16 protein-coding genes are annotated in these 24,387 nt (G+C 68.0%); 10 read left to right on the top strand and 6 right to left on the bottom strand.

The annotated features are described in order from the left end of the window. Complete coding sequence (recJ, locus tag RIE32_05400) at positions 1-1,764, bottom strand: single-stranded-DNA-specific exonuclease RecJ (protein MEQ9095680.1); 1,764 nt, start codon at positions 1,762-1,764, stop codon at positions 1-3. Positions 1,765-1,816: 52 nt separating this feature from the next. On the opposite strand from recJ, the gene RIE32_05395 reads away from it, so the two are divergent. The 4 genes from RIE32_05395 to RIE32_05380 are packed head-to-tail and all read left to right on the top strand — an operon-like array spanning position 1,817 to position 4,415. Next, positions 1,817-2,422 carry a cob(I)yrinic acid a,c-diamide adenosyltransferase gene (locus RIE32_05395; GenBank protein MEQ9095679.1) on the top strand — a complete coding sequence of 202 codons (606 nt, stop codon included), beginning with the start codon at positions 1,817-1,819 and terminating at the stop codon, positions 2,420-2,422. Positions 2,423-2,433: 11 nt separating this feature from the next. Continuing rightward, positions 2,434-3,870: a SpoIIE family protein phosphatase gene (locus RIE32_05390; protein ID MEQ9095678.1), complete on the top strand. Its 1,437-nt coding sequence runs from the start codon at positions 2,434-2,436 to the stop codon at positions 3,868-3,870. Then, complete coding sequence (locus tag RIE32_05385) at positions 3,863-4,189, top strand: hypothetical protein (protein ID MEQ9095677.1); 327 nt, start codon at positions 3,863-3,865, stop codon at positions 4,187-4,189. The genes RIE32_05390 and RIE32_05385 overlap by 8 nt, the downstream gene beginning before the upstream one ends. A 22-nt stretch (positions 4,190-4,211) precedes the next feature. Beyond that, positions 4,212-4,415 (top strand): 4-oxalocrotonate tautomerase family protein, encoded by a 204-nt coding sequence (locus RIE32_05380; protein MEQ9095676.1) that lies wholly within the window; start codon positions 4,212-4,214, stop codon positions 4,413-4,415. Here the strand turns inward: RIE32_05380 and RIE32_05375 are convergent, their stop codons facing one another. Next, positions 4,416-5,276: a thiazole synthase gene (locus RIE32_05375; GenBank protein ID MEQ9095675.1), complete on the bottom strand. Its 861-nt coding sequence runs from the start codon at positions 5,274-5,276 to the stop codon at positions 4,416-4,418. Positions 5,277-5,362: 86 nt separating this feature from the next. Here RIE32_05375 and RIE32_05370 point away from each other — a divergent pair, with 86 nt between their 5' ends. The 3 genes from RIE32_05370 (at position 5,363) to RIE32_05360 (ending at position 11,776) form a co-directional block, all read left to right on the top strand. After that, positions 5,363-8,695, top strand: a complete 3,333-nt coding sequence (locus tag RIE32_05370) for a PAS domain S-box protein (protein ID MEQ9095674.1) — start codon at positions 5,363-5,365, stop codon at positions 8,693-8,695. A gap of 483 nt (positions 8,696-9,178) precedes the next feature. Further along, on the top strand, positions 9,179-11,017 hold the full coding sequence (glmS, locus tag RIE32_05365) for a glutamine--fructose-6-phosphate transaminase (isomerizing) (GenBank protein MEQ9095673.1): 1,839 nt from the start codon (positions 9,179-9,181) through the stop codon (positions 11,015-11,017). A gap of 177 nt (positions 11,018-11,194) precedes the next feature. Then, positions 11,195-11,776 (top strand): GNAT family N-acetyltransferase, encoded by a 582-nt coding sequence (locus RIE32_05360; GenBank protein ID MEQ9095672.1) that lies wholly within the window; start codon positions 11,195-11,197, stop codon positions 11,774-11,776. On the opposite strand, the gene RIE32_05355 is transcribed toward RIE32_05360, so the two are convergent. After that, positions 11,773-13,074 (bottom strand): aldehyde dehydrogenase, encoded by a 1,302-nt coding sequence (locus tag RIE32_05355; protein MEQ9095671.1) that lies wholly within the window; start codon positions 13,072-13,074, stop codon positions 11,773-11,775. The genes RIE32_05360 and RIE32_05355 overlap by 4 nt on opposite strands. Before the next feature lie 22 nt (positions 13,075-13,096). Here RIE32_05355 and crtI point away from each other — a divergent pair, with 22 nt between their 5' ends. Beyond that, positions 13,097-14,719 (top strand): phytoene desaturase family protein, encoded by a 1,623-nt coding sequence (gene crtI / locus RIE32_05350; GenBank protein ID MEQ9095670.1) that lies wholly within the window; start codon positions 13,097-13,099, stop codon positions 14,717-14,719. Between the two features lie 2 nt (positions 14,720-14,721). Here the strand turns inward: crtI and ptsP are convergent, their stop codons facing one another. From ptsP to RIE32_05335, 3 genes are read right to left on the bottom strand one after another with little or no spacing between them, the layout of a single operon-like run. Continuing rightward, entirely contained in the window at positions 14,722-17,214 is a 2,493-nt protein-coding gene (ptsP, locus tag RIE32_05345; GenBank protein MEQ9095669.1) for a phosphoenolpyruvate--protein phosphotransferase, read from the bottom strand. A 3-nt stretch (positions 17,215-17,217) separates the two neighbouring features. Continuing rightward, positions 17,218-17,517, bottom strand: coding sequence for a PTS fructose transporter subunit IIB (locus RIE32_05340; protein MEQ9095668.1), 300 nt, complete (start codon positions 17,515-17,517; stop codon positions 17,218-17,220). Further along, positions 17,514-18,635, bottom strand: a complete 1,122-nt coding sequence (locus RIE32_05335) for a PTS fructose transporter subunit IIC (GenBank protein ID MEQ9095667.1) — start codon at positions 18,633-18,635, stop codon at positions 17,514-17,516. The genes RIE32_05340 and RIE32_05335 overlap by 4 nt, the downstream gene beginning before the upstream one ends. Before the next feature lie 242 nt (positions 18,636-18,877). Between RIE32_05335 and RIE32_05330 the strand changes: the two genes are divergently transcribed. Beyond that, a complete protein-coding gene (locus tag RIE32_05330; protein MEQ9095666.1) occupies positions 18,878-23,221 on the top strand; it encodes a glycoside hydrolase family 38 C-terminal domain-containing protein in 4,344 nt (1,447 codons plus the stop codon). Continuing rightward, a complete protein-coding gene (locus RIE32_05325) occupies positions 23,218-24,381 on the top strand; it encodes a HupE/UreJ family protein (GenBank protein ID MEQ9095665.1) in 1,164 nt (387 codons plus the stop codon). The genes RIE32_05330 and RIE32_05325 overlap by 4 nt, the downstream gene beginning before the upstream one ends. Positions 24,382-24,387 lie beyond the last annotated feature (6 nt).

Below are 24,387 nucleotides of genomic sequence, written 5' to 3'. Positions count from 1 at the left end.
TTAATCAGCCGTTCGAACGTCGGCGATCTCGCCGCGAACCGATCGGCGACCACGGTATTCCTCGACCCTGGGCGTGATCACCACGTCCAGGGTTTCGCCGTTGCGGATGTGCTCGGCGTGGCGCCCCCAACCCCAGCCCACGAGCTTGAGCACCATCCCGCCCGCATCGCGCACCAGCACCGATACGTGGGCGCCCGACGAGCCCATCAAGATCGGAGCCTGGGCTACGCGCACGCCTCTCACGCGGAGCCGCGGCGTCGGATTCCCCCGGCCGAACGGCCCGATCCTCTCCAGCATCCCGATGGTTGCTTCGTCCAGTTCGTCAAGGCCTGCGTCCGTATCGATGCGGACCTCGGGTGTCAATTCATCAACCGAGATGTGCTCGTTCGCATGCGCAATGAGCGCGTCCGAGAATTCACTGAAACGGTCCGGCAAGACCTTCAACCCGATCGCGGCGTCATGGCCACCGAACGAATCAACCGCATCCCCGCACGCCGCGATGGCCCCGTGCAGGTTAAACCCCGGGATGCTCCGGCCGCTGCCGCGACACACGTCCCCATCCCGCTGGAGCAGGACGACCGGCCGGTGGTATCGCTCCACCAGGCGTGAGCACGCGATCCCGATTACGCCCGGGTGCCAGTCTTCGTGAGCCAGCACGATCGCCCGGCGTTCGTCCTGGTCCATGCCAAAGTGCTCGACCTGCGCGCATGCCTGATCGACGATCAGCTTCTCGATGGACTGCCGCTGCTGATTCAGCTCATCCATGGTCTCACAGATCGAAACGATCCTGTCTTCATCGCTCGTGGTGAGCAACTCGATCGCCTCGTCAGCCTGCGCCACGCGGCCCAGCGCATTGATGCGCGGACCGAGCCGAAAGCCCAGGTCACCCACGCCGATGGCCCGTTGCTCGCGCACGCAGCGCTCGGCGAGAACGGCCAGCCCGCGTACTCGCGTGCGCCGCATCAACGCAAGACCGTGGGTGACCAGGATGCGATTCTCATCGATCAGCGGCGAGACGTCCGCCACCGTGCCCAGCGCCGCCAGCGGCAGCAGGTCCAGGAGCAGCGATCTCGGCCCCGCGGCCGCCCGACCACCCTCGCCCGCCATGGTGGCCATGCGCCACGCCAGCTTGAACGCAACGCCGGCGCCACACAAACCGGCGAACGGGTACGACGAGTCGGGCCTGCCCGGATGCACCACGGCATCGGCCTGGGGCAGGTCCTCGACCCGTGCCGGCGGGTTGTGATGGTCGGTGATCACCAGCCGAACGCCCAGTTCCCTCGCACGGCGGGCGGGCTCGATGGCCGTGATTCCGCAGTCCACCGTGACGATGACCTTCGCTCCCTCGGCCGCGAGCCGTTCCACCGCGCCAACGTGCACGCCGTAGCCATCCCGCAGGCGATGTGGCACGAAGTGCAGCACCTTCACGTTGGGGCACAACTCGGCGAAGATGTGATGGAGGATGGCCGAGCCCGTCGTGCCGTCCACGTCGTAGTCGCCGTAGATGGCGATGGTTTCGCCCGACCGCCCCGCCTCGAGCAGCATGGCCGCCGCCCGATCCAGATCCGGGATGTCCGAAGGATCGTGCAGGCCCGTCAGCTTGGGCTCCAGCACCGAACCGCCAAGGTGAGTCCGCCCGGCCAGCACCCGCGCCACCAGCGGTGGCAGCGAGGCGTCGAGCACCCCCGCAGGCTCGTGGACACGCCAGCGGCAGGTCAGGCCGCGAAGCTCGGGCCGCTCGGTCTGGGCTGCGGTGGGGGGCATGGGCCGTAGACTAGTTCGGCTCGCAGCCGGGGCCAACGGGAGAAGTGGCGGCATGGTCAAGCTCAACAAGATTTATACCCGCACGGGCGACGACGGCAGCACGGGCCTGGGCGATGGTTCCCGCGTAGCCAAGGCCGACCCGCGCGTCGAGGCCTACGGCACCACCGACGAGGCCAACGCGGCCCTGGGGCTGGCCGTCATTGCGTGCCGAGACGCCGGCCAGCCGACGGCAGGGTTGGTCACCATTCTCGAGAGCCTCCAGCACGACCTATTTGATTGCGGGGCCGACCTGTGCACGCCCGTGAAGGACGACGGCAAAGAGGGCGAGCGCCTTCGGGTAACCCCGGGCCAGGTCGACCGCCTCGAAGACCTCATCGATCGCTTCAACGCCGACCTGGCGCCCCTGACGAGCTTCGTGCTGCCCGGTGGAACGCGGGCCGCTGCGGCCCTGCACCTGGCCCGCACCATCGTCCGCAGGGCCGAGCGCCTTGCCGCGGTCGTGCTCGAGTCCCAGCCCGACGAAACGAACCCGATCGTAATCCGATACCTCAATAGGCTGAGCGACCTGCTCTTCGTATTGGGCCGCGTCGCCAACACCGACGGCGACGTGCTCTGGAAGCCCGGCGCAAACCGCGAGACGGACCACCCCTCGACCTGACACGAGCCGACATGGCCACCGCCACCTTTACTACCGAGTTCGCCCAGGAGTTCGACGTCGAGACGGGTCGGCTGTTGCGTCGTCGGTTCATGTGGTTCCTCGCGGCGACGCTCGGCCTCTGGCTGTTCGGCCTGTTCGGGCTGATGCTCATGTGGGCTCAGCCGAGCGACTTTCCACTGAGCACCAAGCTGGGCATGACCGGCATCGCCGTGGTCGACATCGGCGTCTACGTCTGGTTCTTCCAGCGCGTCCGCCGCAGCCGGCCCGACAAGGCGACGCTGCTGAAGCTGACGCGGATGCTGCTGATCTACATCGGCGTCATGAGCCTGGTCGGCGCGCTGTTCCGCCTGCCCGGCGCCGAGGCGCTGGGCTACGTACCCCAGCCGACGATGGCCTTCGGCTTCTCGTTCTTCATGGCCAGCATCTTCCTGCCCTGGTCGCCCCAGGAGGTCTACAAGACGGTGGGGCTCGTGCTCGGGCTGCACGCCGTGGCCTACATCGCCATGCACCTGCCACCCACGCTGGGCTGGCTCTGGCTGGCGTTCTTCCCCGCGTTCGTTGCGCCAGGTTTCGCGGTGTGCGCCGTCAAGCACTCAAGCCGAATGCGGGCGTACAAGATGCGATTCCTCTCGACCCGCTACGGCGAAGTCCGCCGCGAGATGACCGACGCCCGCCGCATCCACGAAGACCTCTTCCCCGAACCACGCGACGTGGGCGACATGGTCTTCCGCTACACCTACCAGCCCATGCGACAGATCGGCGGCGACTTCCTCTTCTTCCACGAGAGCCCGGGCATCGAGGGCCGCGTCCCGGTCAACCTTGTCCTCCTTGACGTCACCGGCCACGGCCTGGCCGCCGCACTCACCGTCAATCGCCTGCACGGCGAGCTCGAACGCATCTACGCCGAAGATCCCCACGCCGAGCCGGGCCACGTGCTGGCCCTGCTGAACCGCTACGTGCACCTCACACTCGCCCAGCACAGCATTTATGCCTCGGCGGTCTGCCTGCGCATCGACCCGACGACCAACGAGCTCACCTACGCCAACGCCGGCCACCCGCCCATGTTCCTGCGCGGCGTCGACGGCACGATCGACGAGCTCGATTCGACGGCCATCGTCCTGGGCGCCTGCCTGCCGGAAGACTTCCATGCCGACCCGCAGACCCACACGTTCATGCCCGGCGACATGCTCATTGCCTACACCGACGGCGCGATGGAAGCCCGCGACGACCGGGGCAAGTGCATCGGTCGCTCGTGGTTGACCGCCATGATGACCATGGCCGGCTGCGAACCGGGCGATTGGCCCCGCCGCATCATCGGCGAGCTCGACGCGCGGCGGAGCGGTCCGCCAGAGGACGACACCCTGGTCATCGAGCTACAACGCCGCCTCTCGACCCGTGCCGGCAGGCTCCAACAGGCCCAGGGGGAGGCGCAGGGGCAGCATGCATGACGCATTGCCGCCAGCCCCGGCGCCGCCGTCGACCCGCGTCTATCTGATCGCGCCGTGGCTGATTTCAATCACCAGCGGCTTGATCACCATCGTCGCCCTGTCGCTGCGATCCCGAGATTCGGCGTTCTTCCTCACCGCCTTCCCCCTGCTCGTGCTTGCCATCGGCGTGCCGGCGGGCGTGGTGAGCGCCCGCGTTGCCTACGTTGCCGCCGTTCATGGAGGCGCCCGCAACGGCAAGCGCGTGGCAGCCCGATACTTCCTGGCCGCCTTCCTGCTCGTCGCGGCCATGATGGCCGTCATGCTGCCCGCGCTCGATTGAGCTCCACCACGTGAGGATCATCATGCCCTACGTCAACGTCCGCATCACCCCGGCCGCCACACGAGAACAAAAGGCTCAGATCATCGCCGAGATCACCGACACGCTCAGCCGCGTGCTCGACAAACGCCCCGAGCAGACCCACATCGTCATCGACGAAATCGACGAGCAGAACTGGGGGTTCGCGGGCATCCCGACGGACGTGTACCGGGCCGGCAAGCAGGCGTGACTATTCGCCGGGGATGTAGCTGATCGTGCCCTCGAACGGACTGCTGGCCGTTGCATAGAGCTTCTTCTCGATGCGGCCGCTGCGGTAGCTCAGGTAGCCGGCGTCCAGGGCCAAGCGCATGGCGTGGGCCATCAAGACCGGGTCCTTCGCGTGCGCGATGGCGGTATTGAGCAGAACGCCGTCGGCGCCCAGTTCCATGGCGACCGAGACATCGCTCGCGCTGCCCACGCCCGCGTCGACGATCACCGGATAGTCCGGGTCGTTCTCCTTGAGCGCCTCAAGACACAGCACGATGTTGGCCTGGTTCACCACGCCGCGCCCGCTGCCGATCGGGCTGCCCGCCGGCATCACGCTCGCGGCTCCAAGGTCCTTCAGCCGCTTGGCCACGATCGGGTCGTCGCTGGAGTACACCAGCACCTTGAATCCATCGTCGATGAGTTGCTTCGTGGCCTCGACCGTGCCAACCGGGTCGGGCAGCAGCGTGCGCTTGTCGCCCAGAACCTCCAGCTTCACCCAATCCTGTCCCGGATTGTCGATCTGGCTGAGAAGTTCGCGCCCCAGCCGGGCAACCCGCACGGCGTCCTCGGCCGTGAAGCACCCGGCCGTGTTGGGCAGGATGGTGTACTTGCCGGTGTCGATGTAGTCCAGCAGGCTCTCGCCCTTCTCGTTCACCAGGCGCTCGCGCCGCACCGCCACGGTCACCACGCGGCAGCCGCTGGCCTCCAGGGCCCGCTGCATGAGGTCGTAGCTGGCGTACTTGCCCGTGCCCACGAACAGGCGGCTGTCGACGGTGCGGCCGGCGATGGAGAGCGGGGCGACGAGGCTTGCAGAATCGGTGGAAACCGGGGTCATGTGGCTCATGCGCAAGCATAGGGAGCCGCGGATGTGAGGATTTCCTCATCGACGCCCGTGGCCGGCATGTCCGTGTCCAGGAATAGCATCATGCGTTGAAGCAGCCACCGGAACCATTATTTGACGACGCGAACGAAGAGTTCGCCCAGGCGATCGTCGAGACGCTGCATGAGCCATTGCTCGTGCTTTCGCCGGACCTGGTGGTCAAGAGCGCCAACCGCGCGTTCTACCAGCACTTCGAAGTCGAGCCGGCCGAGACGATCGGGCGGAAGATCTACGACCTGGGCAATGGCCAATGGAATATCCCGTCGCTTCGGACGTTACTCGAGGACGTCCTGCCCGACAACACGGTGTTCAATAACTTCGAGGTCGAGCACCACTTCGAATCCATCGGCCGCCGGTTCATGCTCGTCAACGCCCGCCGGCTCGACCACGCGCAGCTCATCCTGCTGGGGATCCGCGACGAGACCGACGCCGACGGGGCCCGTCAGGCCCTGAGGACCAGTCGCCAGCGGTTGGCTGGGCTCTATGCAAACGCCAAGGTGGGAATCAGCGAGATCACCGCCGACGGGCGCTTCATCAACGCCAACGACGAAATGTGCCGCATCATGGGGCGATCGCGAGACGAACTGCTCGCGTGCACCATCAAGGACGTCACCCATCCAGACGACGTCGAGCGTTGCCTCGACGAAGTCGAGCGCCTCTTGGAGACCGGACAAACGGTCGCGATCGAGAAGCGGTACCGGCGCCCCGACGGCTCGAGCGTCTACGTGAGCAGCACGGCCAGCCTCCTGAAGGACGGCGACCCAACAACGATCGTCGTCGTCACCATCGACCTGACGGAAAGACGACACACTGAGACGGCCCTGCGCTCCAGCGAAGCGCGGCTGCACGCGCTCGTGACCGCCACCAGCGACGTGGTCTTCCGCATGAGCCCCGACTGGACGCGCATGCGACGCCTGCACGTGGACGGCTACCTCGAAGACGCCACGAGCGACCAGCCCTGGCTCGAACGCTATATCCCCCATCACGCCCAGGAGGCGGTGCTCGAGGCCGTCGCGCGGGCCAAGGAACGGGGAGAGGTGTTCGAACTCGAACACCAGTTCCTGCGACAGGACGGCAGCATCGGCTGGATGCACTCCAAGGCCGTGCCCGTGGCCGACGACGACGGCCGCATCGTCGAATGGTTCGGCGCCGCGACCGACATCACCGATCGCAAGCAGGCCGAAGAGGCCATCCAGCGCAGCGAGGCCCGCATGCGCCTGCTGACCGATGCGCTCCCCGTGCTCATCTCCTACGTCGATGTTGACAGGCGCTTCGGCTTCGTCAACCAGACCTACGTCCGGTGGTTCGGCCGGCCGCGCGAGCAGATCAGCGGGCGGCCGGTGGAGGAAGTCCTGGGACGCGATGCGTACGAGCAGATCCGCCCGCGCCTGGAACTGGCGATGTCGGGCCGGCAGGTTTCCTTCGAGACCACCCTGGTCTACCCCAACGCCGGCCGGCGCGACGTCAGCGCTGTCTACGTGCCCGACGTCGACGAATCTGGCGAAGTCCGCGGCATGTTCGCCATGATCTCCGACATGACCGATCGTCGCCGGGCCGAAGCGGCGCTCGAGGCCAGCGAAGCCCAGTACCGCGCGCTCTTCGAATCCATCGACGAGGGCTTCTGCGTCATCGATCTGATCTACGACGACGCGGGCACGGCCATTGACTACGCGTTCACCGAGATCAACCCCGCCTTCGAGCGGCATACCGGGCTGACCGACGCGGTCGGAAAACGCATCATGGACCTCGTGCCCGACCTCGAGCCGCACTGGGTCGAGCGGTACGCCCGCGTGGCCGCCACGGGCGAGGCCGAGCGATTCGTCGAGCGCTCCGAAGCCATGAACCGCTGGTTCGACGTCTACGCCTTCTGCATGGGCAAGCCGCCCGAGCATCGCGTGGCCATCCTCTTCAACGACATCACCGAGCGCACGCGCGCCGAAGAGGCCTTGCGCATCAGCGAGCAGCGATACCGCCTGCTGGTCGAGAGCGCCCGCGAGTACGCGATGCTGATGATCGACCCCGACGGCACCATCGCCTCGTGGAACGCCGGCGCCGAGCGGCTCTTTGGCTACACCGCCCAGGAGATGATCGGCGCACCCTCCGAGACGCTCTACACCGAAGAGGATCGCGCCGCGGGGGCGCCCGAGCGCAAGCGCACCCGCGCGCTGGCCGAGGGCCAGGTGGCCACCGACCAGTGGTACCGTCGCAAGGATGGCTCACGCTTCTGGGCCAACGGCGTGCTGCGTCCGCTCGAAAACGGCTACCCCCGCGGGTTCATCAAGATCCTGCGCGACCAGACCCGCCAGAAGGCCCACGAGGAGCAGCTCAGGACCGTCATGGCCGAGCTGAACCACCGCGTCAAGAACACCCTGGCCGTCGTCCAGTCCATCGCCAGCCAGACCATGCGCCGAGCGCCGGACCTGGCCAGCTTCCGCCGAGACTTCGAACGCCGCCTGAGCTCGATCGCCAAGGCCCACAACCTGCTCACCCGCACGACCTGGACGGGCGTCACCCTGGGCCGGGTCATCGACAGCGAGCTGGACCTCACCGGCGGCGCCGCCGCCCGGTTGCACACCAGCGGGCCCGACATCACCCTGCCCCCCCACATGGCCCTGGCCGTCCACATGGTCCTCCACGAGCTGGCCACCAACGCACACAAGTACGGCTGCCTGGCGACCGCCAGCGGCTCGCTGGACATCCGCTGGCAACGCCTCGGCACGGCCGACGAGCCAGAGCTGGAGCTTTCCTGGACCGAGCGCTGCCCCGACCCCGTCGAGGCGCCCAAGGCCGAGGGCTTCGGCAGCCGCCTCATCGAGCAACTGGTCGTCTACGAACTGGGCGGCACACTCGAACGCCGCTTCGAGTCCTGCGGCCTGGCGTTTTCTCTTCGCGTGCCGCTGACCCGCGCGCCCACGCAGGCCGACGCGCCGGATCACGCGGATGGCCACGGCGAGAACGGCCGCGCAACGCCCGACACCGATGCGATCTCGGACCAGGCCGCCCGCTCCGACACAAATCCCGACCAACCCACACGCCCGGCCGTGCTGCTGGTCGAGGACCTGGCCCCCCTGGCCATGGCGATGAAGGCCGAGCTCGAGCACCGCGGCTTTGCGATCATCGGTCCGGCCTCCAGCGTCGCCCAGGCCCGCGCCCTGGCCGAGCGCACGCTGCCGGCCGCGGCCATCCTCGACGTCAACCTGGGCGACGAGCAGGTCTACCCGCTGATCCCCGTGCTCGAAGCCGCGGGCGTGCCCATGGTCCTGCTCACCGGCCACGAGCCCGGCAGCCTGCCCGAGGCCGTCCACCACGTGCCGGTGCTGCCCAAGCCCGTGGAACTGGACGACCTGGAACGGTTCCTGCGAGCGCACGCGCCGGAGGCCTGAGCGCGGGCCAACCCTTTCAGAATCCATCTAGAATCCGACGATTATCCAACCGGCCGCGAAACCCGCACGGATGCTGGCGAATCTGCGGTCGCCCCCGCGGCGCGGACCTTCATAACGCGTGGGCGGACCGAAACCAAGCCCTGCGCCGCCATTCTGGAGGCCTACAGAGTCACCGCGGAGGCCCACGGAACGACCGCGCGGGCCCACAGCACGACCGCGCGGGCCTCCAGAACCACTCTGGAGGCCCACAGGACGGCGGCGCAGGCCTGCAGCATGACGGCGGAGGACTCCGCAACGACCGCGCGGGGCTCCCGGGCCATGGGGCAGCCGCTTCGGCCCACGCCCCGGGCCCACCCACGGACCCGCGAATCTTCCGGTCGAACCCGGCGAATGCCGATCGTGTACCGTTGGGCGGGCCGCGGTGTGGGCGGGATGCCCCGCGCACGCAGTTCGAGGCCCGTCGGCCGCCAGGAGATTCGGTCTATGTGTGGAATCGTCGCCTACCTCGGGCACCGCCAGGCCCGCCCACTGCTCATCGAGGGCCTCAAGCGCCTGGAATACCGCGGCTACGACTCGGCCGGCATGGCCATCATCGACGGCGGACTAAGCGTCGCCCGGGCGGTGGGGCGGGTGGCCAAGCTCGAGGCCCAGGTCGAGGGCAACGCCGACTTCGAGGGCACGCTGGGCATCGCCCACACCCGCTGGGCCACCCACGGCGGGGTGACCGAGGCCAACGCCCACCCGCACCGCGACGACCGCAACGGCATCGCGCTGGTGCACAATGGCATCATCGAGAACTACAGCGCCCTGCGCACCTACCTCACCGAGCGCGGCCACACCTTCCACAGCGAGACCGACACCGAGGTACTCGCCATGCTCATCGGCGAGCTGTACGACCCCGAGCACGGAATGGACCTGGAAAAGTCGGTCCAGGCCGCCCTGCGCGAGGTCACCGGCGCCTACGCCATCGCCGTGATCTGCGAGCAGGAGCCCGACACGCTCGTGTGCGCACGCAAGGGCAGCGCCCTGCTCGTGGGCGTGGGCAGCGGCGAATTCGTCGTCGCGAGCGACCCGGCCGCCATCGTCGCCCACACGACCCAGGCCTTCCCGCTGGAAGACTACAACGTCTGCAAGATCACCCGCGAGAAGTTCACCACCAGCACCATCCACAACGTGCCGGTGACGCCCAGGGTCGAGCAGCTCGAGCTGGACCTCGAGCAGATCGAGCTGGGCGGCTACGCCCACTTCATGCAGAAGGAGATCTACGAGCAGCCCAAGGCCCTGCGCATGTGCATGCGCGGCCGGCTGAACGGCGCCGACGGCACCGTCGTGCTGGGCGGCCTGCGGCAGTTCGCCCCCCAGCTCGTCCGCAGCCGGCGCGTCATCCTGGCCGCCCAGGGCACGGCCCTGCACTCGGCCATGATCGGTGAGTACTTGCTCGAGGACCTCGCGAAGGTTCCCGCCGAGTGCGAGTACGCCAGCGAGTTCCGCTATCGCAACCCCATCATCGAAGAGGGCACGGTGGTGGTGGCCGTCAGCCAGAGCGGCGAGACGGCCGACACGCTGGCGGCCCTGCTCGAAGCCAAGGAACGCGGCGCGCTCGCGCTGGGCGTCATCAACGCCGTGGGCTCGAGCATCCCGCGCGAGACCGACGCGGGCGTGTACCTGCGCGCGGGGCCGGAGATCGGCGTGGCCAGCACCAAGGCGTTCACCGCCCAGGTGGCCGTGCTCACCATGATCAGCCTGTTCATGGCCCGCCGGCGCTTCATGAGCGCCGAGCAGTGCAGCCAGCTCATCGCCGACCTGGAGCAGATCCCCGACAAGATCGAGAAAGTGCTGGGGCTCAACGACTCCATCCGCTCGATCACCGAGAAGTACATCGAACGCGAGAACTGGCTGTTCCTGGGGCGTGGGTACAACTACCCGACCGCGCTCGAAGGCGCACTCAAGCTCAAGGAGATCAGCTACATCCACGCCGAGGGCATGCCCGCCGCCGAGATGAAGCACGGGCCCATCGCCCTGATCGACGACGGCATGCCCGCGGTCTTCATCGCCACGCGCGGCAGCCAGTACGAGAAGGTGATGAGCAACATCAGCGAGGTCCGCAGCCGAGGCGGGCACGTCATCGCCGTGGCCACCGAGGGCGACCAGGAGATCGGCAACCACGCCCAGGACGTCTTCTACATCCCCGACGTGCCCGAGTGCCTGAGCCCCATGGTGGCGGTGGTGCCCCTGCAGCTCATGGCCTACCACGCCGCCGTGCTCCGCGGCCACGACGTGGATAAGCCGAGGAACCTGGCCAAGAGCGTCACGGTCGAGTAGGCCCCTTTTCTCAAGCGATCGGGCGGGCCCGGGCCGACACTGCCCGCAGGAGGACGCACCCGCGCCGAGGCCCCGCCCATGGACCCATCCAAGCCAGCGCCCCGCAATCGGGCCCCCAGCAACCCGGTCCCGCACCCACCGTCCACCCCGGCCACCCCCGCGACGGCCGGACGGCCCGTGGAGGTGTTCGCGGGCGACACCCCCGGGGCCCGCCTGGACACCGATCGCCTGATCCTCCGCCCCGCCACGCCGGCCGACGCTACGGCCTTCGAGGCGGCCATCGATGCCCTCATCGCCTCGGGCGACGGCACCAGCGGGGTCAACCTGCCCGGCGAGCAGGCCCGCCAGATCGTCAAGCGGCAACTCGACCTGACCGCCAAGGGCCTGCGCACCGGCGGGGCCATGCGGCGCGCCGTCTTCGACCGCGAGGACCCCACGGCCATCCTGGGCTGCTGCAACCTCATCACCATCGAGCGGGGGCTGGAGTGGTACGCCGAGCTGGCCTTCTGGCTGACCCCCCAGGCCCGCGGTCGGGGCGTGGCGCGAGAGGCCTGCGCCGCCGTCACCGAGCACGCGCTTGCCGACCTGCCCGCCGGCCTGGGCTGCACCACCGTGCGCGCGTTCGTCCAGCCCACCAACGCCCGGGCCCAGTCGCTCCTGGCCAACCTGGGCTTCGCCCACCAGCCCCAGACGCGCGAGCATAAGGACACCGGCGGCGAGCACCACCCCCACGAACTCTGGCTCAAGGGCCTGGCCTAGCGGCCGTACCAGAATCGCACGAACTTCTTCACCTGCCCGGCCTGCTTCGGGCTTGGCGGGTCGGTCGGCACGCGCAGACGCCGGCTGGTCGTCGAGACGTGCACCGGCCGCGTCATCGCCAGCAGACCAAGCTTCCCCCGGCTGACGCCCCAGCCGCTGGCGCCCAGCGCCGGCAGCGGGGCCCCCGGGTGTGCGGTGGGGATGACGGCGTCATTGAAGGTCACCGTGCCGGCGGCCAACTCCGCGACGAGTTCGCGCGCACCGCGGACGTTCGCGGTGAACACGCTGGTTGCCAGGTGCTGGCCGACGTCGCGGTGAATCCGCAGCATCTGCTCGACCGACTCGCACGCCACCACCGCGATCACCGGCTCGAAGTGGTCGCCCTCGACCAGCGCATCGCCGGGTCCGCACGCCTCGACGCGGGCCCGGCAGGGCGTGCCATCGCAGGCCGTGAGCGCACCGCCCGTGGCCACCTCCGCGCGAAGCACTTCGGCAAAGCGTTCGGCGATGCCCGCGTGCACCAGCACGCGTCGCGGCGCCATGCACGTCTGCCCGGCGTTCAGCCGCACCGCAGCGCCGATGGATCGCGCCGCCAGCGCGACGTCGGCATCGGCAAGCAGGATCGCCGAGTCGCGTCCGGAGAGTTCCAGCGTGCTGGGAACCAGCCGTGGCCCCAGCACGCCGGCGATCTGGCGACCGACCGCCGTCGATCCCGTGAACACCAGGTGATCGAGCCGCTCGCGTTCGAGCATCGCCGCGCCGGCTTCCCTCGTGGCGTCCAGCACGCCCAGCATCCCCTCGGGCAGCCCCGCTTCCTGCGCCATCGCCAGCAGCCGCGCCTGCGTCTTCGGGCACCGCTCGCTGGGCTTCACGACCACCCGGTTGCCCGCGACGACCGCCTGCACGAGCTGAATACCCAGGAGCTGCACCGGGTAGTTCCACGTCGCGATGATGCCAACGAGCCCCAGGGGCTCGCGCCGCAGCCAGTGCCGCTGGCCGATCTGCCAGACGCTCCCGCCGCGCAGCCGCCGCGTCCGCAGCACCCGCCCCGCGTGGCGCTCGTGCCACCTGCAACTGCTCAAGAGCGGCACCAGGTCGCTCACCAGCGTCTCGAACGCGTCCTTGCGGACCTCCTCGCCCGCCAGCGTGATCAACTCGTCCTGACCGGTCACGACCGCCCGCCGGAACCGTCGCACCCACGCCAGCCGCTCGCGGAGGGTCCACGACGGCTGCGTCAAACCCCCGCGGGGTGCGGGCAGTCCCGCGTTCGGTGCGCTCGCGTGCTCGGCGGGGGTCATCGACGGCAGTATAGTGAGACCCATGAGTGCGCCCACGCCCAAGGCAGACAACCCCATCGCGATCATCGGCGCCGGTCCGGGTGGCTTGGCGGCCGCGATGCTGCTGGCGGCCAGCGGCGCCCGCGTGAAGGTCTACGAGGCCCAGTCCCGCGTCGGCGGGCGCACCAGCCGCGTTTCGCTGCAGGGCGAGTCGGGCGAGTTCCGCTTCGACCTGGGCCCCACGTTCTTCCTGATGCCCTACGTGCTCGACGAGATCTTCCGCGCCGCCGGCCTGCGCCTGGCCGACGCGGTCGAACTCACGCGGCTCGACCCGATGTACCGCTTGCTGCTGGGACGGTCGGGCCAGGATCCGATCTCGCTCGACACCACGCAAGACGTGGCCGAGATGGCCCGGCGCATCGGAACGATCGATGCAAAGGACGGCGCCGCCTTCGAGCGTTTTATCATCGACAACCGCGCCAAGCTCACCGCGGCCGAGCCCATCCTGCGCCGGGCCATCCGTTCACCGCTGGACCTGCTCAAGGCCGACGCCATCAAGGCTCTGCCCCACATCAATCCCCACCAGAGCGTGCACCAGCTCCTGAGCAAGTACTTCAACCATCCGCAAGTGCGGCTTGCCGTGAGCTTCCAGAGCAAGTACCTGGGCATGAGCCCCTTCGACTGCCCCAGCCTGTTCACCATCCTGCCGTTCATCGAATACGAGTACGGCGTGTGGCACGTCACCGGCGGCCTGAACCAACTAATGCATGCCATGGCGGGCGCGTGCGAACAGATGGGCGTCGAGATCTGCACCGGCGCGCCCGTCGAGCGTCTGACGTTCGAAGGAAGCCGGGCGACCGGCGTGGTCGTCGACGGATCCCACCACGAACACGCCGACATCGTCGTCAATGCCGACGCGCCCTGGGCGCTCAAGCACCTGATTCCGCCCGACGCGCTCCGCCGCGTGGCGGGCTATGCCACGCCCAGGGCGATCGATGACAAGAAGTATTCCTGCTCGACGGCGATGCTGTACCTGGGCATCGAGGGCCCGACGGACCTCCCGCACCACACCATCTACATATCCTCGCGGTACGAGCAGAACCTCGAGGAAATCTCGCGCCTGGGCACGCTGAGCGAAGACCCTTCGGCCTACGTCTGCAACCCGGTCGCCACCGATCCCTCGATGGCCCCTCCCGGGTGCAGCGCCCTGTACGTCCTCATGCCCACGCCCAACGAGCGCAGCGACGTGAACTTCAAGGCCGAGCGCCGGCGGATGCGCGCCGACATGCTGGCCCAACTGGAGACCGTCTTCGGCATCGAGCGAATCGAAGAACGCATCCAGTGCGAGCAGATGGTCGCCGCCGACGACTGGGCGGCGATGAACATCAACCACGGCGCCACGTTCAATCTGGCCCACAATCTGGGCCAGATGCTGCACAAGCGCCCGCGCCACAAGTTGCAGGGCCTGGAAGGCGTGTGGATGGTCGGCGGAGGCACGCACCCGGGCAGCGGCCTGCCGGTGATCTTCCTTTCAAGCCAGATCACCGCGAAGATGCTCTGCGAGCAACGCGGCTTGGCGTACGCGGGCGTCGAGGCCCCGGGCTTGCCCACGGTCGAAGTCGCCGATCTCGCCGCACGGCCCACGGCACAACCGGTCACGGCCTGAAATCAGATTCCAAGCTCTTCGTGGAGTAGCGCTTCGATCGACGCCGCGTCGTTGCACGACGCCATCCGGTCGCGGAAGCCCTCGTGCATCAGCCTGCGGGCCAGGGTGGCAAATACCTTCAGGTGTGCTGCGCCGCCGCCGCCCGCCGCCTCGCCCTCGGGCATCGCCAGCAGCAGCACCGTGTGCACCGGCTGGTCGTCCATGGCTTCCCAATCGACCGGCTCGTTCAGCTTGATGACCGCCAGCGTCGGCCACTTGACCGAGGCACACTTGCAGTGTGGCACGGCAAATCCGTAGCCGAGCCCGGTCGAATACGTCGCCTCGCGCGCCCACGCGGCTTCTTCGATCTCCCGCGGTCGCTCGGTCCGCCCCGAGATCGCCAGCAGGTCCACCGCCGCCTTGATGGCTTCGGCCTTGCTGACGGCATCAACGCCAACCTCGATGCATGCGGCATCGATGATCGGCGGCCCATCGCGCACCGCCCGCCATGCGAAGCCCGCCAGCATTGAACGGACGTCCCCGGGCGAATCCAACTGGCACGCCGCTTCCACGAGTTCCCGGCAGCGCTGCGCATCGGCTTCGCCAACCGCGAGTTTGATGGCCGCCACGTCGGCCGAGCCCGCGCTGACCTCGTCAACACCCAGGCCGAGCATGATCGGCACGTTGGCCACGCGCCCACCCATCTCGCCGCACACGCCCACCCACACCCCAGCGTTGTGAGCATCATCGACGATGCGCCGCAGCACCCGCAGGAACGCAGGCTGCAGTTCGTCGCCCAGGCCGGCCACCGCGACGTTGCCGCGGTCGGCGGCCATCCAGTACTGGCACAGGTCGTTGGTTCCAAGGCTCACGAAATCGACGTGCGGCGCAAAGCGGTCCAGCGACAGAGCGACCGCCGGAACCTCGACCATCATGCCCACCTGCATGCCCTCGTCAACCGAAGCGACGCGTTCCCGGAACCACGCCATCTCGGCGACCGTCGAGACCATCGGCGCCATCACCCTCAACGGCCGACCGTGCGCGGCGGCGGACATCGCGCGCAGCTGCGTGTCCAGCAGGTCGGGGCGCCGCTCGTACAGGCGCACGCCGCGTACGCCGAGGAACGGGTTATCCTCTCGAGCCAGCCGGAGGTACGGCGCCGGCTTGTCCCCGCCGATATCGAATGTTCGCAGGATCACGGGGTTGTCACCGGCCGCGTCGATGACCGCTTCATACACCTCGCGCTGTTCGGCCTCGCCCGGGGGCTCGTCCCGGTGGACATACAGAAACTCGGTGCGGAACAGCCCGACCCCGTCGGCGCCGTTCTCGACGGCCTGCGCCGTCTCGGCGGCATCCACCGGCGTCACGCCAACTTCCAGAGCGCGCCCGTCGACGGTTCGGGCGGGCTTGCACACCAGCGGTCGCTCGCGGTCACGGCGCCGCTGCAACGTGCGCTCTTCGCTCGCATAGAAGCGCCGTACCCGCTCGTCGATGGGTGAGATGACAAAGCCGCCATCGCCATCGACGACCGCGTGCACGCCCGGCCGGGCTACGCCCGCTGCCCGAGCGACGTCGATCACGCACGGCAGGCCCATGCCCCGGGCAAGGATCACCGTGTGCGACGTGCGGCCGATCGGTCCAAGCACCAGTCCCCGAAGGTGCCGCCGATCCATGCCCAGCAACTGGTTGGCCGTCAGCATATCCGCAAAGACCACCGAGTCTTCTTCGAGGCCAGGACACGCCGCGCTCATCGACCCGGGAATCAGTTCGTCCACCAACTGCATCGCGATATCGATCACGTCGACCGCTCGCTCGCGAACGTACGCGCTATCGACGCTGCGCAGCCGGGCGGCCAACTCCTCGGCCGCGCTGATCACGGCGCGGGGGGCGGTCTCACCCTTGTCCACCTGCGCTTCGATCGCCGACCAGAGCGCCGCATCGCCGGCAATCTGGGCGTGCGCACGCAGGAGCGAGGCCTCCATGTCGTCGAGTGTCTGGCTCGCCCGCGTCCGGAGCGACTCGGTCACCGCACATACGGCCCGGCGAGCAGCGGTCAGCTCTTCATCCTTCGATGCCGGCTTCGCAGTACGGGCCGCCTCGGGCAGCGTCAGGCCACCAACGCAGACCGCGCGCCCCATGCCGCCGCCGCTGCTCACCCCCAGGCCCGGCACGTGCGGCACACCGAGCATGCGCAGCACGGGCGGCAGGCGGCACTCGACGCCGTTCGGCGTTTCGTCCCCATCATCATGTAGGCTCGTCTGGATGATCGTCCGCAGCGCGGCCACGGCGTCCGTGGCGTCGTCACCTTCCGCGCGGATCGTGAATCCGTCGCCCTGTTGCACGTCCAGCCCGACCACCGACAGCACGCTCCGCGCGTCGGCAATCGGTCCGTCGTCGCGAACGATCTCGATGGTGGCGGCGAACCCGCCGGCCGCCTCGGCCAGCACGCTCGCCGGTCGCGCATGCAGCCCATGGGGCAATTCGCACACGAAGCGATGCTCGGCCGCGTGCGTCATGGCCTACTCGCTCGCGCGGGCCACGAGCTTCTCGGGCTTCTTGATGGCTTCCGACACGCTGGCCTGGATGATCTTCTTGCCCTCGAAGCGTTCCTTCTTTTCCACTTCGATGTCCACCGCGAAGATCACCACGTCGGCGGCATCGATGGCCTGCGTGCTCAGTTCGTTCTCGATGCCCATTGAGCCCTGCGTCTCCACCTGCACCTCGTGCCCGGCGGCGGTCGCCGCCCGCTCGAGTTGCTCGGCGGCCATGTACGTATGGGCGATGCCCGTCGGGCACGCCGTGACGGCGACGATCTTCATCGAGTATCCTCCTTCTCGGCGGCCTCGGGCGGCGTGCCGGCGGTGAGCTTCTTCACGGCCAGCACCGACCCGGCCGTCACGAGCGTGCCGATCGCGATCGCCACGAGATACATCAGCTTGTTCTCGACCACGAACAGCACGATGGGCCCGCCATGCGGCGCGTGGTTGCCCACCGATGCCAGCATGGCCGTCACGCTCGCGGTCATCGAACCGAGCATGATGCACGGGATCACGCGCAGCGGGTCGGCCGCCGCGAAAGGGATCGCCCCCTCGGTGATCCCGATCATGCCCATGCCCAACGCCGCCAGCCCGGCTTCCCGTTGGTCTTCACGCCACATCCTGCGAGCGATGACCGTCGCCAGCCCCAGCCCCAGCGGCGGCGTGCAGATCGCCGCCGCCACCGGGCCCATGACCATGATGTTGCCATCCTGGATCAGGCCGGCCGCAAAGAAGAACGCAACCTTGTTGACCGGTCCGCCCATGTCGAAGGCGATCATGGCCCCAAGCAGCGCCGCCAGCAGTACGACGCTGCCGCCCTGCATGTCTTCCAGTCCGGCCGTCATCCAGCCCATCAGCGAGGCGATGGGCGGACCAATCACCAGCAGCATCAGCACGCCGATGACCAGTGCGCTGACAACCGGAATTACCAGGATCGGCATCAACGGCTTGACGTAGCGATTCGTCGGAATCTTCTTGAGCGCCTGCACCACGTAGCCCGCGATGATGCCCGCCACGATCGCGCCAAGAAAGCCCGCGCTGACCTCGCCGGCGTCGGGGTCCCATGGCACGCTCAGGTGTCCGCTGAACCATCCGCCGAGCATGCCTGCCACCAGCCCCGGCTTGCCCGCGATGGAATAGGCGATGTATCCGCCCAGCACCGGAAGCATCAGCGTGAATGCCGCCACGCCGATCGCGAGCGTCGTCTGGAACAGGTTTCGCGCCCAGATCGGTTCGAGCGTGCCCAGGCTCTCGCCCAGGCCCATGCCTTCGATCTTTGGTGCGAACGCCAGCGACAGGGCGATCAGGATGCCGCCGCACGCGATGAACGGGATGGCAAAGGACACGCCCGTCAGCAGGTGCTGCCGCAGCTTCTTCAGTTCATCGACGACCACGCCCATGTCATTCGCCCCAATCAACAACACCCCACGCAGCCCTGGCGCAAGCCAGGGCCTTGCTCCCCCCAACAGCGCCAATCCTACCAACAAACCCGACCGAAGGCGGATCACCGCCTCATAGCGCGATCTGCCGGTCATCCAATCGCTCGGTGCCGACACGCTCAGCCGGGCGGGTACCATCGACTTTGACGGACTCACTCCCAGGGCGTACGGGCCGCTTGGCCCCGATTCGACGGAGCATGACGATGACCAGCATCCTTGTGGCGGCGGCGGGCATGGCACTGGCGGCGACGACCCTCGCGGCTGCTCAGGAGCAGGACGCCCCCGGGCCAGACCCCGCCACCCTCGACCTGACCGAGCCCACCCTCTTCGTCGTTGGCTACGCCCACCTGGACACCCAGTGGCGCTGGACCTACTTCGACACCATTCGCGAGTTCATTCCCAACACGCTGCACCAGAACTTCGACCGCTTCGAGAAGTTCCCCGGCTACGTCTTCAATTTCGGTGGCTCCCGCCGCTTCGAGATGATGGAGGAGTACTACCCCGAAGACTTCGAAACCCTCAAGAAGTATGTCGCCCAGGGCCGCTGGTTCCCCTCGGGCTCGGCCGTCGACGAGAACGACGCCAACGTGCCCTCTGGTGAGTCCCAGATCCGCCACGTCCTCTACGGCAACAAGTACGCCCGCGATACGTTCGGCGTCACCAGCAACGAATTCATGCTGCCCGACTGCTTCGGCTTCCCCGCGGCGCTGCCCAGCCTGCTGGCCCACTGCGGGCTCGAGGGCTTCAGCACGCAGAAGCTCACCTGGAACGCCGTCACACCGATTCCCTTCAAGGTGGGCGTGTGGGAGGGGCCCGACGGTGAGTCGATCATCGCCGCCCTCGACCCCGGCGCCTACGTGGGCGACGTTCGCAACGACCTCTCGATGGACGAGGGCTGGCTCACCCGCATCAACAACAACGGCGACGCGTCGGGCGTCTACGTCGATTACCACTACTACGGCGTGGGCGATCAGGGCGGTGCGCCCCGCGAAGCCTCGGTCGCGATGGTCGAGCAGAGCGTGGCCCACAGCAAGAACGCTGACGCAAAGATCAACGTCATCGCCCAGCGGGCCGACCTCATGTTCGAGGCTATCACGCCCGAGCAGCGCGACGCCCTGCCCACTTACAAGGGCGAGCTCCAGCTCATCGAGCACTCGGCCGGCAGCATCTCGTCCCAGGCCTACATGAAGCGATGGAACCGCAAGAACGAGCAGCTCGCCGACGCCGCCGAGAAGGCGGCCGTGGGCGCCATGCTGCTGGGCGCCCGCGACTACCCCGGCCAGCGGCTGCAGGACGCGTGGGAGCTCGTGCTGGGCTCGCAGATGCACGACATCCTGCCCGGCACCAGCGTGCCGCTCGCGTACGATCTGAGCTGGAATGACGAAGTCATCGCCGCCAATCAGTTCGGCGCGGTCCTCACCGACGCGGCTTCGGTCATCATCAGCGCGATGGATACCTCGGCCGAGGGCACGCCCATCGTCGTCTACAACCCGGTCTCGTGGGAGCGCACCGACATCGTCGAGGCCGAGCTGACCTTCGAGGGCCCGACGCCCAAGGCCGTGGTCGTGCTCGATGCCCATGGCCAGCCCGTGCCCGCGCAGCTCCTTTGGGTCGATGACGCCCATGGCTACGCCCGCGTCGCCTTCGTCGCCAGCGCGCCTTCGATCGGCTTCGCGACCTACGACGTCCGCCTGAGCGAGGCCGGTTTCCCGGGCCAGCCCAGCGAACTCAGCATCGCGCCCGACGGCCGCCGCCTCGAGAACGCAAGCTACATTGTCAAGCTCAACGCTCAGGGCGACGTCGAGTCCATCTTCGATAAGCAGGCCGATACCGAGTTGCTCAGCGCCCCCGCGCGCATCGGCCTGCACTACGAGAATCCAAGCCAGTGGCCCGCGTGGAACATGGACTGGGAAGACCGCCAGCTCCCCGCCAAGGCATTCGTCGGCGAGGAAGGCCCGGTCGAGTTCGAGGTCATCGAGAACGGTCCGGCCCGCGTGGCCGTCGAGGTGACCAGGCAGGCCGAGGGCTCGACCTTTACCCAGCGCATCCGCCTGGGCGCCGGCAGCGATCGTGTCGAGTTCGATACCGACATCGATTGGAATACGCGCGAGCGCAGCGTCCGAGCCGCCTTCCCGCTGACGGCCAGCAACCCGAAGGCCACCTACGACATCCACCTGGGCACGATCGAGCGAGGCAACGGCCACCCGCGCCAGTACGAGTACCTCTTCCACCAATGGTTCGACCTGACCGACACCAGCGGCAGCCACGGCACGACCGTGATGTGCGACAGCAAGTACGCCGCCGACAAGCCAGACGACAACACCGTCCGCCTCACGCTGCTGTTCACTCCCGGCGTCCGCGGCGGCTACCCCGACCAGCAGAGCCAGGACCTGGGCCGCCACCACGTGCTCTACGCCGTGCAGGGCCACGCCGGCGACTGGCGCGAGGGTGAGAGCTACCAGCACGCCGCCGCGCTTAACCAGCCGCTCATCCCGTTCCGCACGACCTCGCACAGCGGCGAGTTGGGCAAAACAATCTCGCTCCTGAGCGTCGATGACCCCGCCGTCAGCGTGCAGGCCATGAAGAAGGCCGAGGACACCGGCGAGATCGTCATCCGGTTGCGCGAGCACACCGGCAGACCCGCGAAGAACGTCACCATCTCCAGCGGTATCGGCGCTATCACCAACGCCCGACAGATCGATGGCCAGGAACGGCCCATGGCTGACCTGGAGGCCCGCGACGGCACGCTCACGACGAGCCTGGGCGGGTATGGCCTCGAGGCAATCGCCCTGAGCATCCAAGACGTTTCGTCGAGCGTGGCAACGCCCAAGGCCCGAAGCATCGAACTGCCCTTCAACACCGATGCCATGACGGCCAATGCCGACCGCGCTTCCGGCGCCTTCACCGGCGACGGCCGCTCGTACCCCGCCGAGATGCTGCCCGACACCATCACGCTGGGCGGCGTCGACTTTGATCTGGGCAACCATGACGCGCCGAACGCACTGCGGTGCCAGGGCCAGGAGATCACTCTGCCCGAGGGCGATTACGACACGCTGTACCTGCTGCTGGCCTCGAGCGAAGACGACGCCCACGCGTTCCTCAACATCAACGGCAGCGAGACCTACCTCTCCGCCCAGGCCTGGGACGGTTACGTGGGCCAGTGGGACCGCCGCGAGTGGCCCGGCGACGTCACCAACCCACGCTACCCTTGGGGCCGCACCGACATCATCGGCCTCACGCCCGGATTCATCAAGCACGACGAGATCGCCTGGTACGCCTCGCACCACCACACGGATGATTCCGACGCGATCTACCGCTATTGCTATCTCTTCCGCAAGGCGATCGCACTGCCCGAGGGCGCACGCACCATCACGCTGCCCGACGACCCGCGCATCACGATCTTCGCGGCCACGGTCGCCAACGTTGGTCACTCGGCCACGCCGGCAAGGGCGCTCTTCGACACGCTCAGCGATCACCAGTACCGCCCGCCGACCATCCAGGTGGATGCAACGCCCGGTGGCGCCGACGGCACGCACACCGACACCATCGAAGCCACCATCCAGCCCAGCCTCTACTGGAAGCCCGGCTCGTTCCGCTACACGACCGATGGCCGCGAACCGACCGCCGATTCGCCCGCCTACGAGCGGCCGATCGTCCTCAACCAGACGACGACGATCCGCGCCGCCATGCTCAACGACGACGGCAGCGTGGGCCCCGTCCAGCAGCAGATCATCCGAGTAAACGACCAGACCAAGCCCCGCGTCGAGGAGGTGCTGGCGATGTACGCCACGCCGCGCATCCGCCTGAGCTTTTCCGAGCCCGTGCAGGCGATCGCCGCCAGCGATGTATCGATCGATCCTGCCATCGAGATCCGAGGCGTATCGATGGGCGAAGACGGTCGGACCGCGATGCTCGAACTCGCCGACGCGCCCGACGCCGGCACGCCCTACTCCCTGAACCTGGCGCGCGTGCAGGATGCTTCGCCCGCCGCCAACACGCTTTCGAACGACATGCACACGCTCGTTGTCTCGGGGCCGACCTTCGGGCTCGACACGATCTCGAAGAACCTGTATGGCTCCACCCTCGAGGACGTCGGTCAACTCCCCGTTGCCGCTGGCGATGCGTGGACCATGAACGTGTGGGTCCGCTTCGACGAGCAGCCCGACAATCGCACGCTGTTGGTTGGCTTTGGCAACTGTGACGCACGAACGGGCGGTCAGGCCCGCTACTTCGCCAAATTTGCCAGCGGCGTCCATTTGTGGAGCCACAACCAGGACGTGCCCAGCCGAACGGCGTACGACACGGGCCGCTGGCAGATGATTACCGCGACCTACGACGGCGAGGTCGGCCGGCTCTACAAGGACGGCAAGCTCATCGGCGAGCGAGCCGTGCGACTGGCCGACGACGAGTCGAAGGTGCTCATCGCGCCCGTCGACCCGTGGGATGGGCGATATCGCTACGAGGGTGATCTTGCGAACCTGACCATCTGGGACCAGGCATTGACCGAGCACGCGATCAACACGCTCATGAGCCAACCGCCGCAATGATCCGCTTGTGCCTCACGCTCGTGCTCTGCATGGCTGCATGTGCGAGCGCACACCCGACGCTGGCGACCGTGGCAGTGGTAGAGATCGACCGGGGCGCCCGCGGCGGTGAGATCGAGCTGCGCGTCACGCACGATGTACTGGCCTATGCGCTCAACGACACGTCCGAGCGGGTGATGGACTGGCAGATGTACGACTTGCTGGAGGGCCCGCCCGGCGTGCTCGGCGCCGCGTTGCACGAGAGTCGCGAGCGGTTCGCGGCCAGCTTCCAGGTCACGGTGGACGGCGTGCCCGTTTCCATGGCCGTCGTCAGCGCGCCGACGCTCGAAACGGTCGATGCCTGGAGGCTGGAGAACCCCTCGCTCCGATTTCCACTGGCCGGTGAGTTCGTCCTTCGCGGCACGCTCCCTGCAACAGCCGCAGAGCTGGCGATTCGCGGTCCGTACGTCCTCGACCAGATGCTGCTGTCGGTGCATCGACCCGGTCGCGAAGCGATGATCATGCACGTGCCCACCGGCGAGTGGTCGGCGGCCATCGACGTCGCGTACGTGGGCTCGACTACCCCGCTTGTTCCATCAGATGCTCACACTTCCAGACGAACGTCCGTTCGTGCCGGCTCGTCTCACGCCCTGGACGGCTACGTGGGATTCTTCGATCGTGCGACGATGCCGCAGTTGTTCGTGCTCGCGCTGGTCCTGCTGGGGCTGAGATTCGAGCAGCACGTCGCGGGTATGAGCGCTTTGCTCGTGGGGCTCGGGGGGGCATTCGGCCTGGTGTCGGTCGGGGCCATCGACGCCGCTCCGAAGATGCTCGACGTCGCGACGCCCGCGTCGGTCGTCGTCCTGGCGATCGCCGGCCTGGTGAGCAGCGACCGCGCACGCGGATGGACCAGTCCCTTGCTGTTGCTCGGTTTGCTCCAGGGCGCCAGCCTGGCGACCGATCCGACGATTGCCGCCCTGCCAGACCACGATCGGTGGACGTCCGTTGCCGGCATGAGCCTGGGCCTGGCGGCGGGGTGCGTGACGGTGTTCTTCGCGCTCTGCCTCGTCCTCGGATGGCTGCGGCGTGCGCCATGGTTTCGCGCATGGATCGCCGTCCCAACCCTGGCTGTCGTGCTGCTCGTCTCGGCCTGGTCGATGGCATCGTCGATGATCGGCGTTTGATACCCG

It is taken from the genome of Phycisphaerales bacterium, assembly GCA_040221175.1.
Taxonomy (GTDB): domain Bacteria; phylum Planctomycetota; class Phycisphaerae; order Phycisphaerales; family UBA1924; genus JAHCJI01.
The sequence above is the reverse complement of the archived record's forward strand: the minus strand, read 5'-3'. Positions and strand labels throughout refer to the sequence as shown.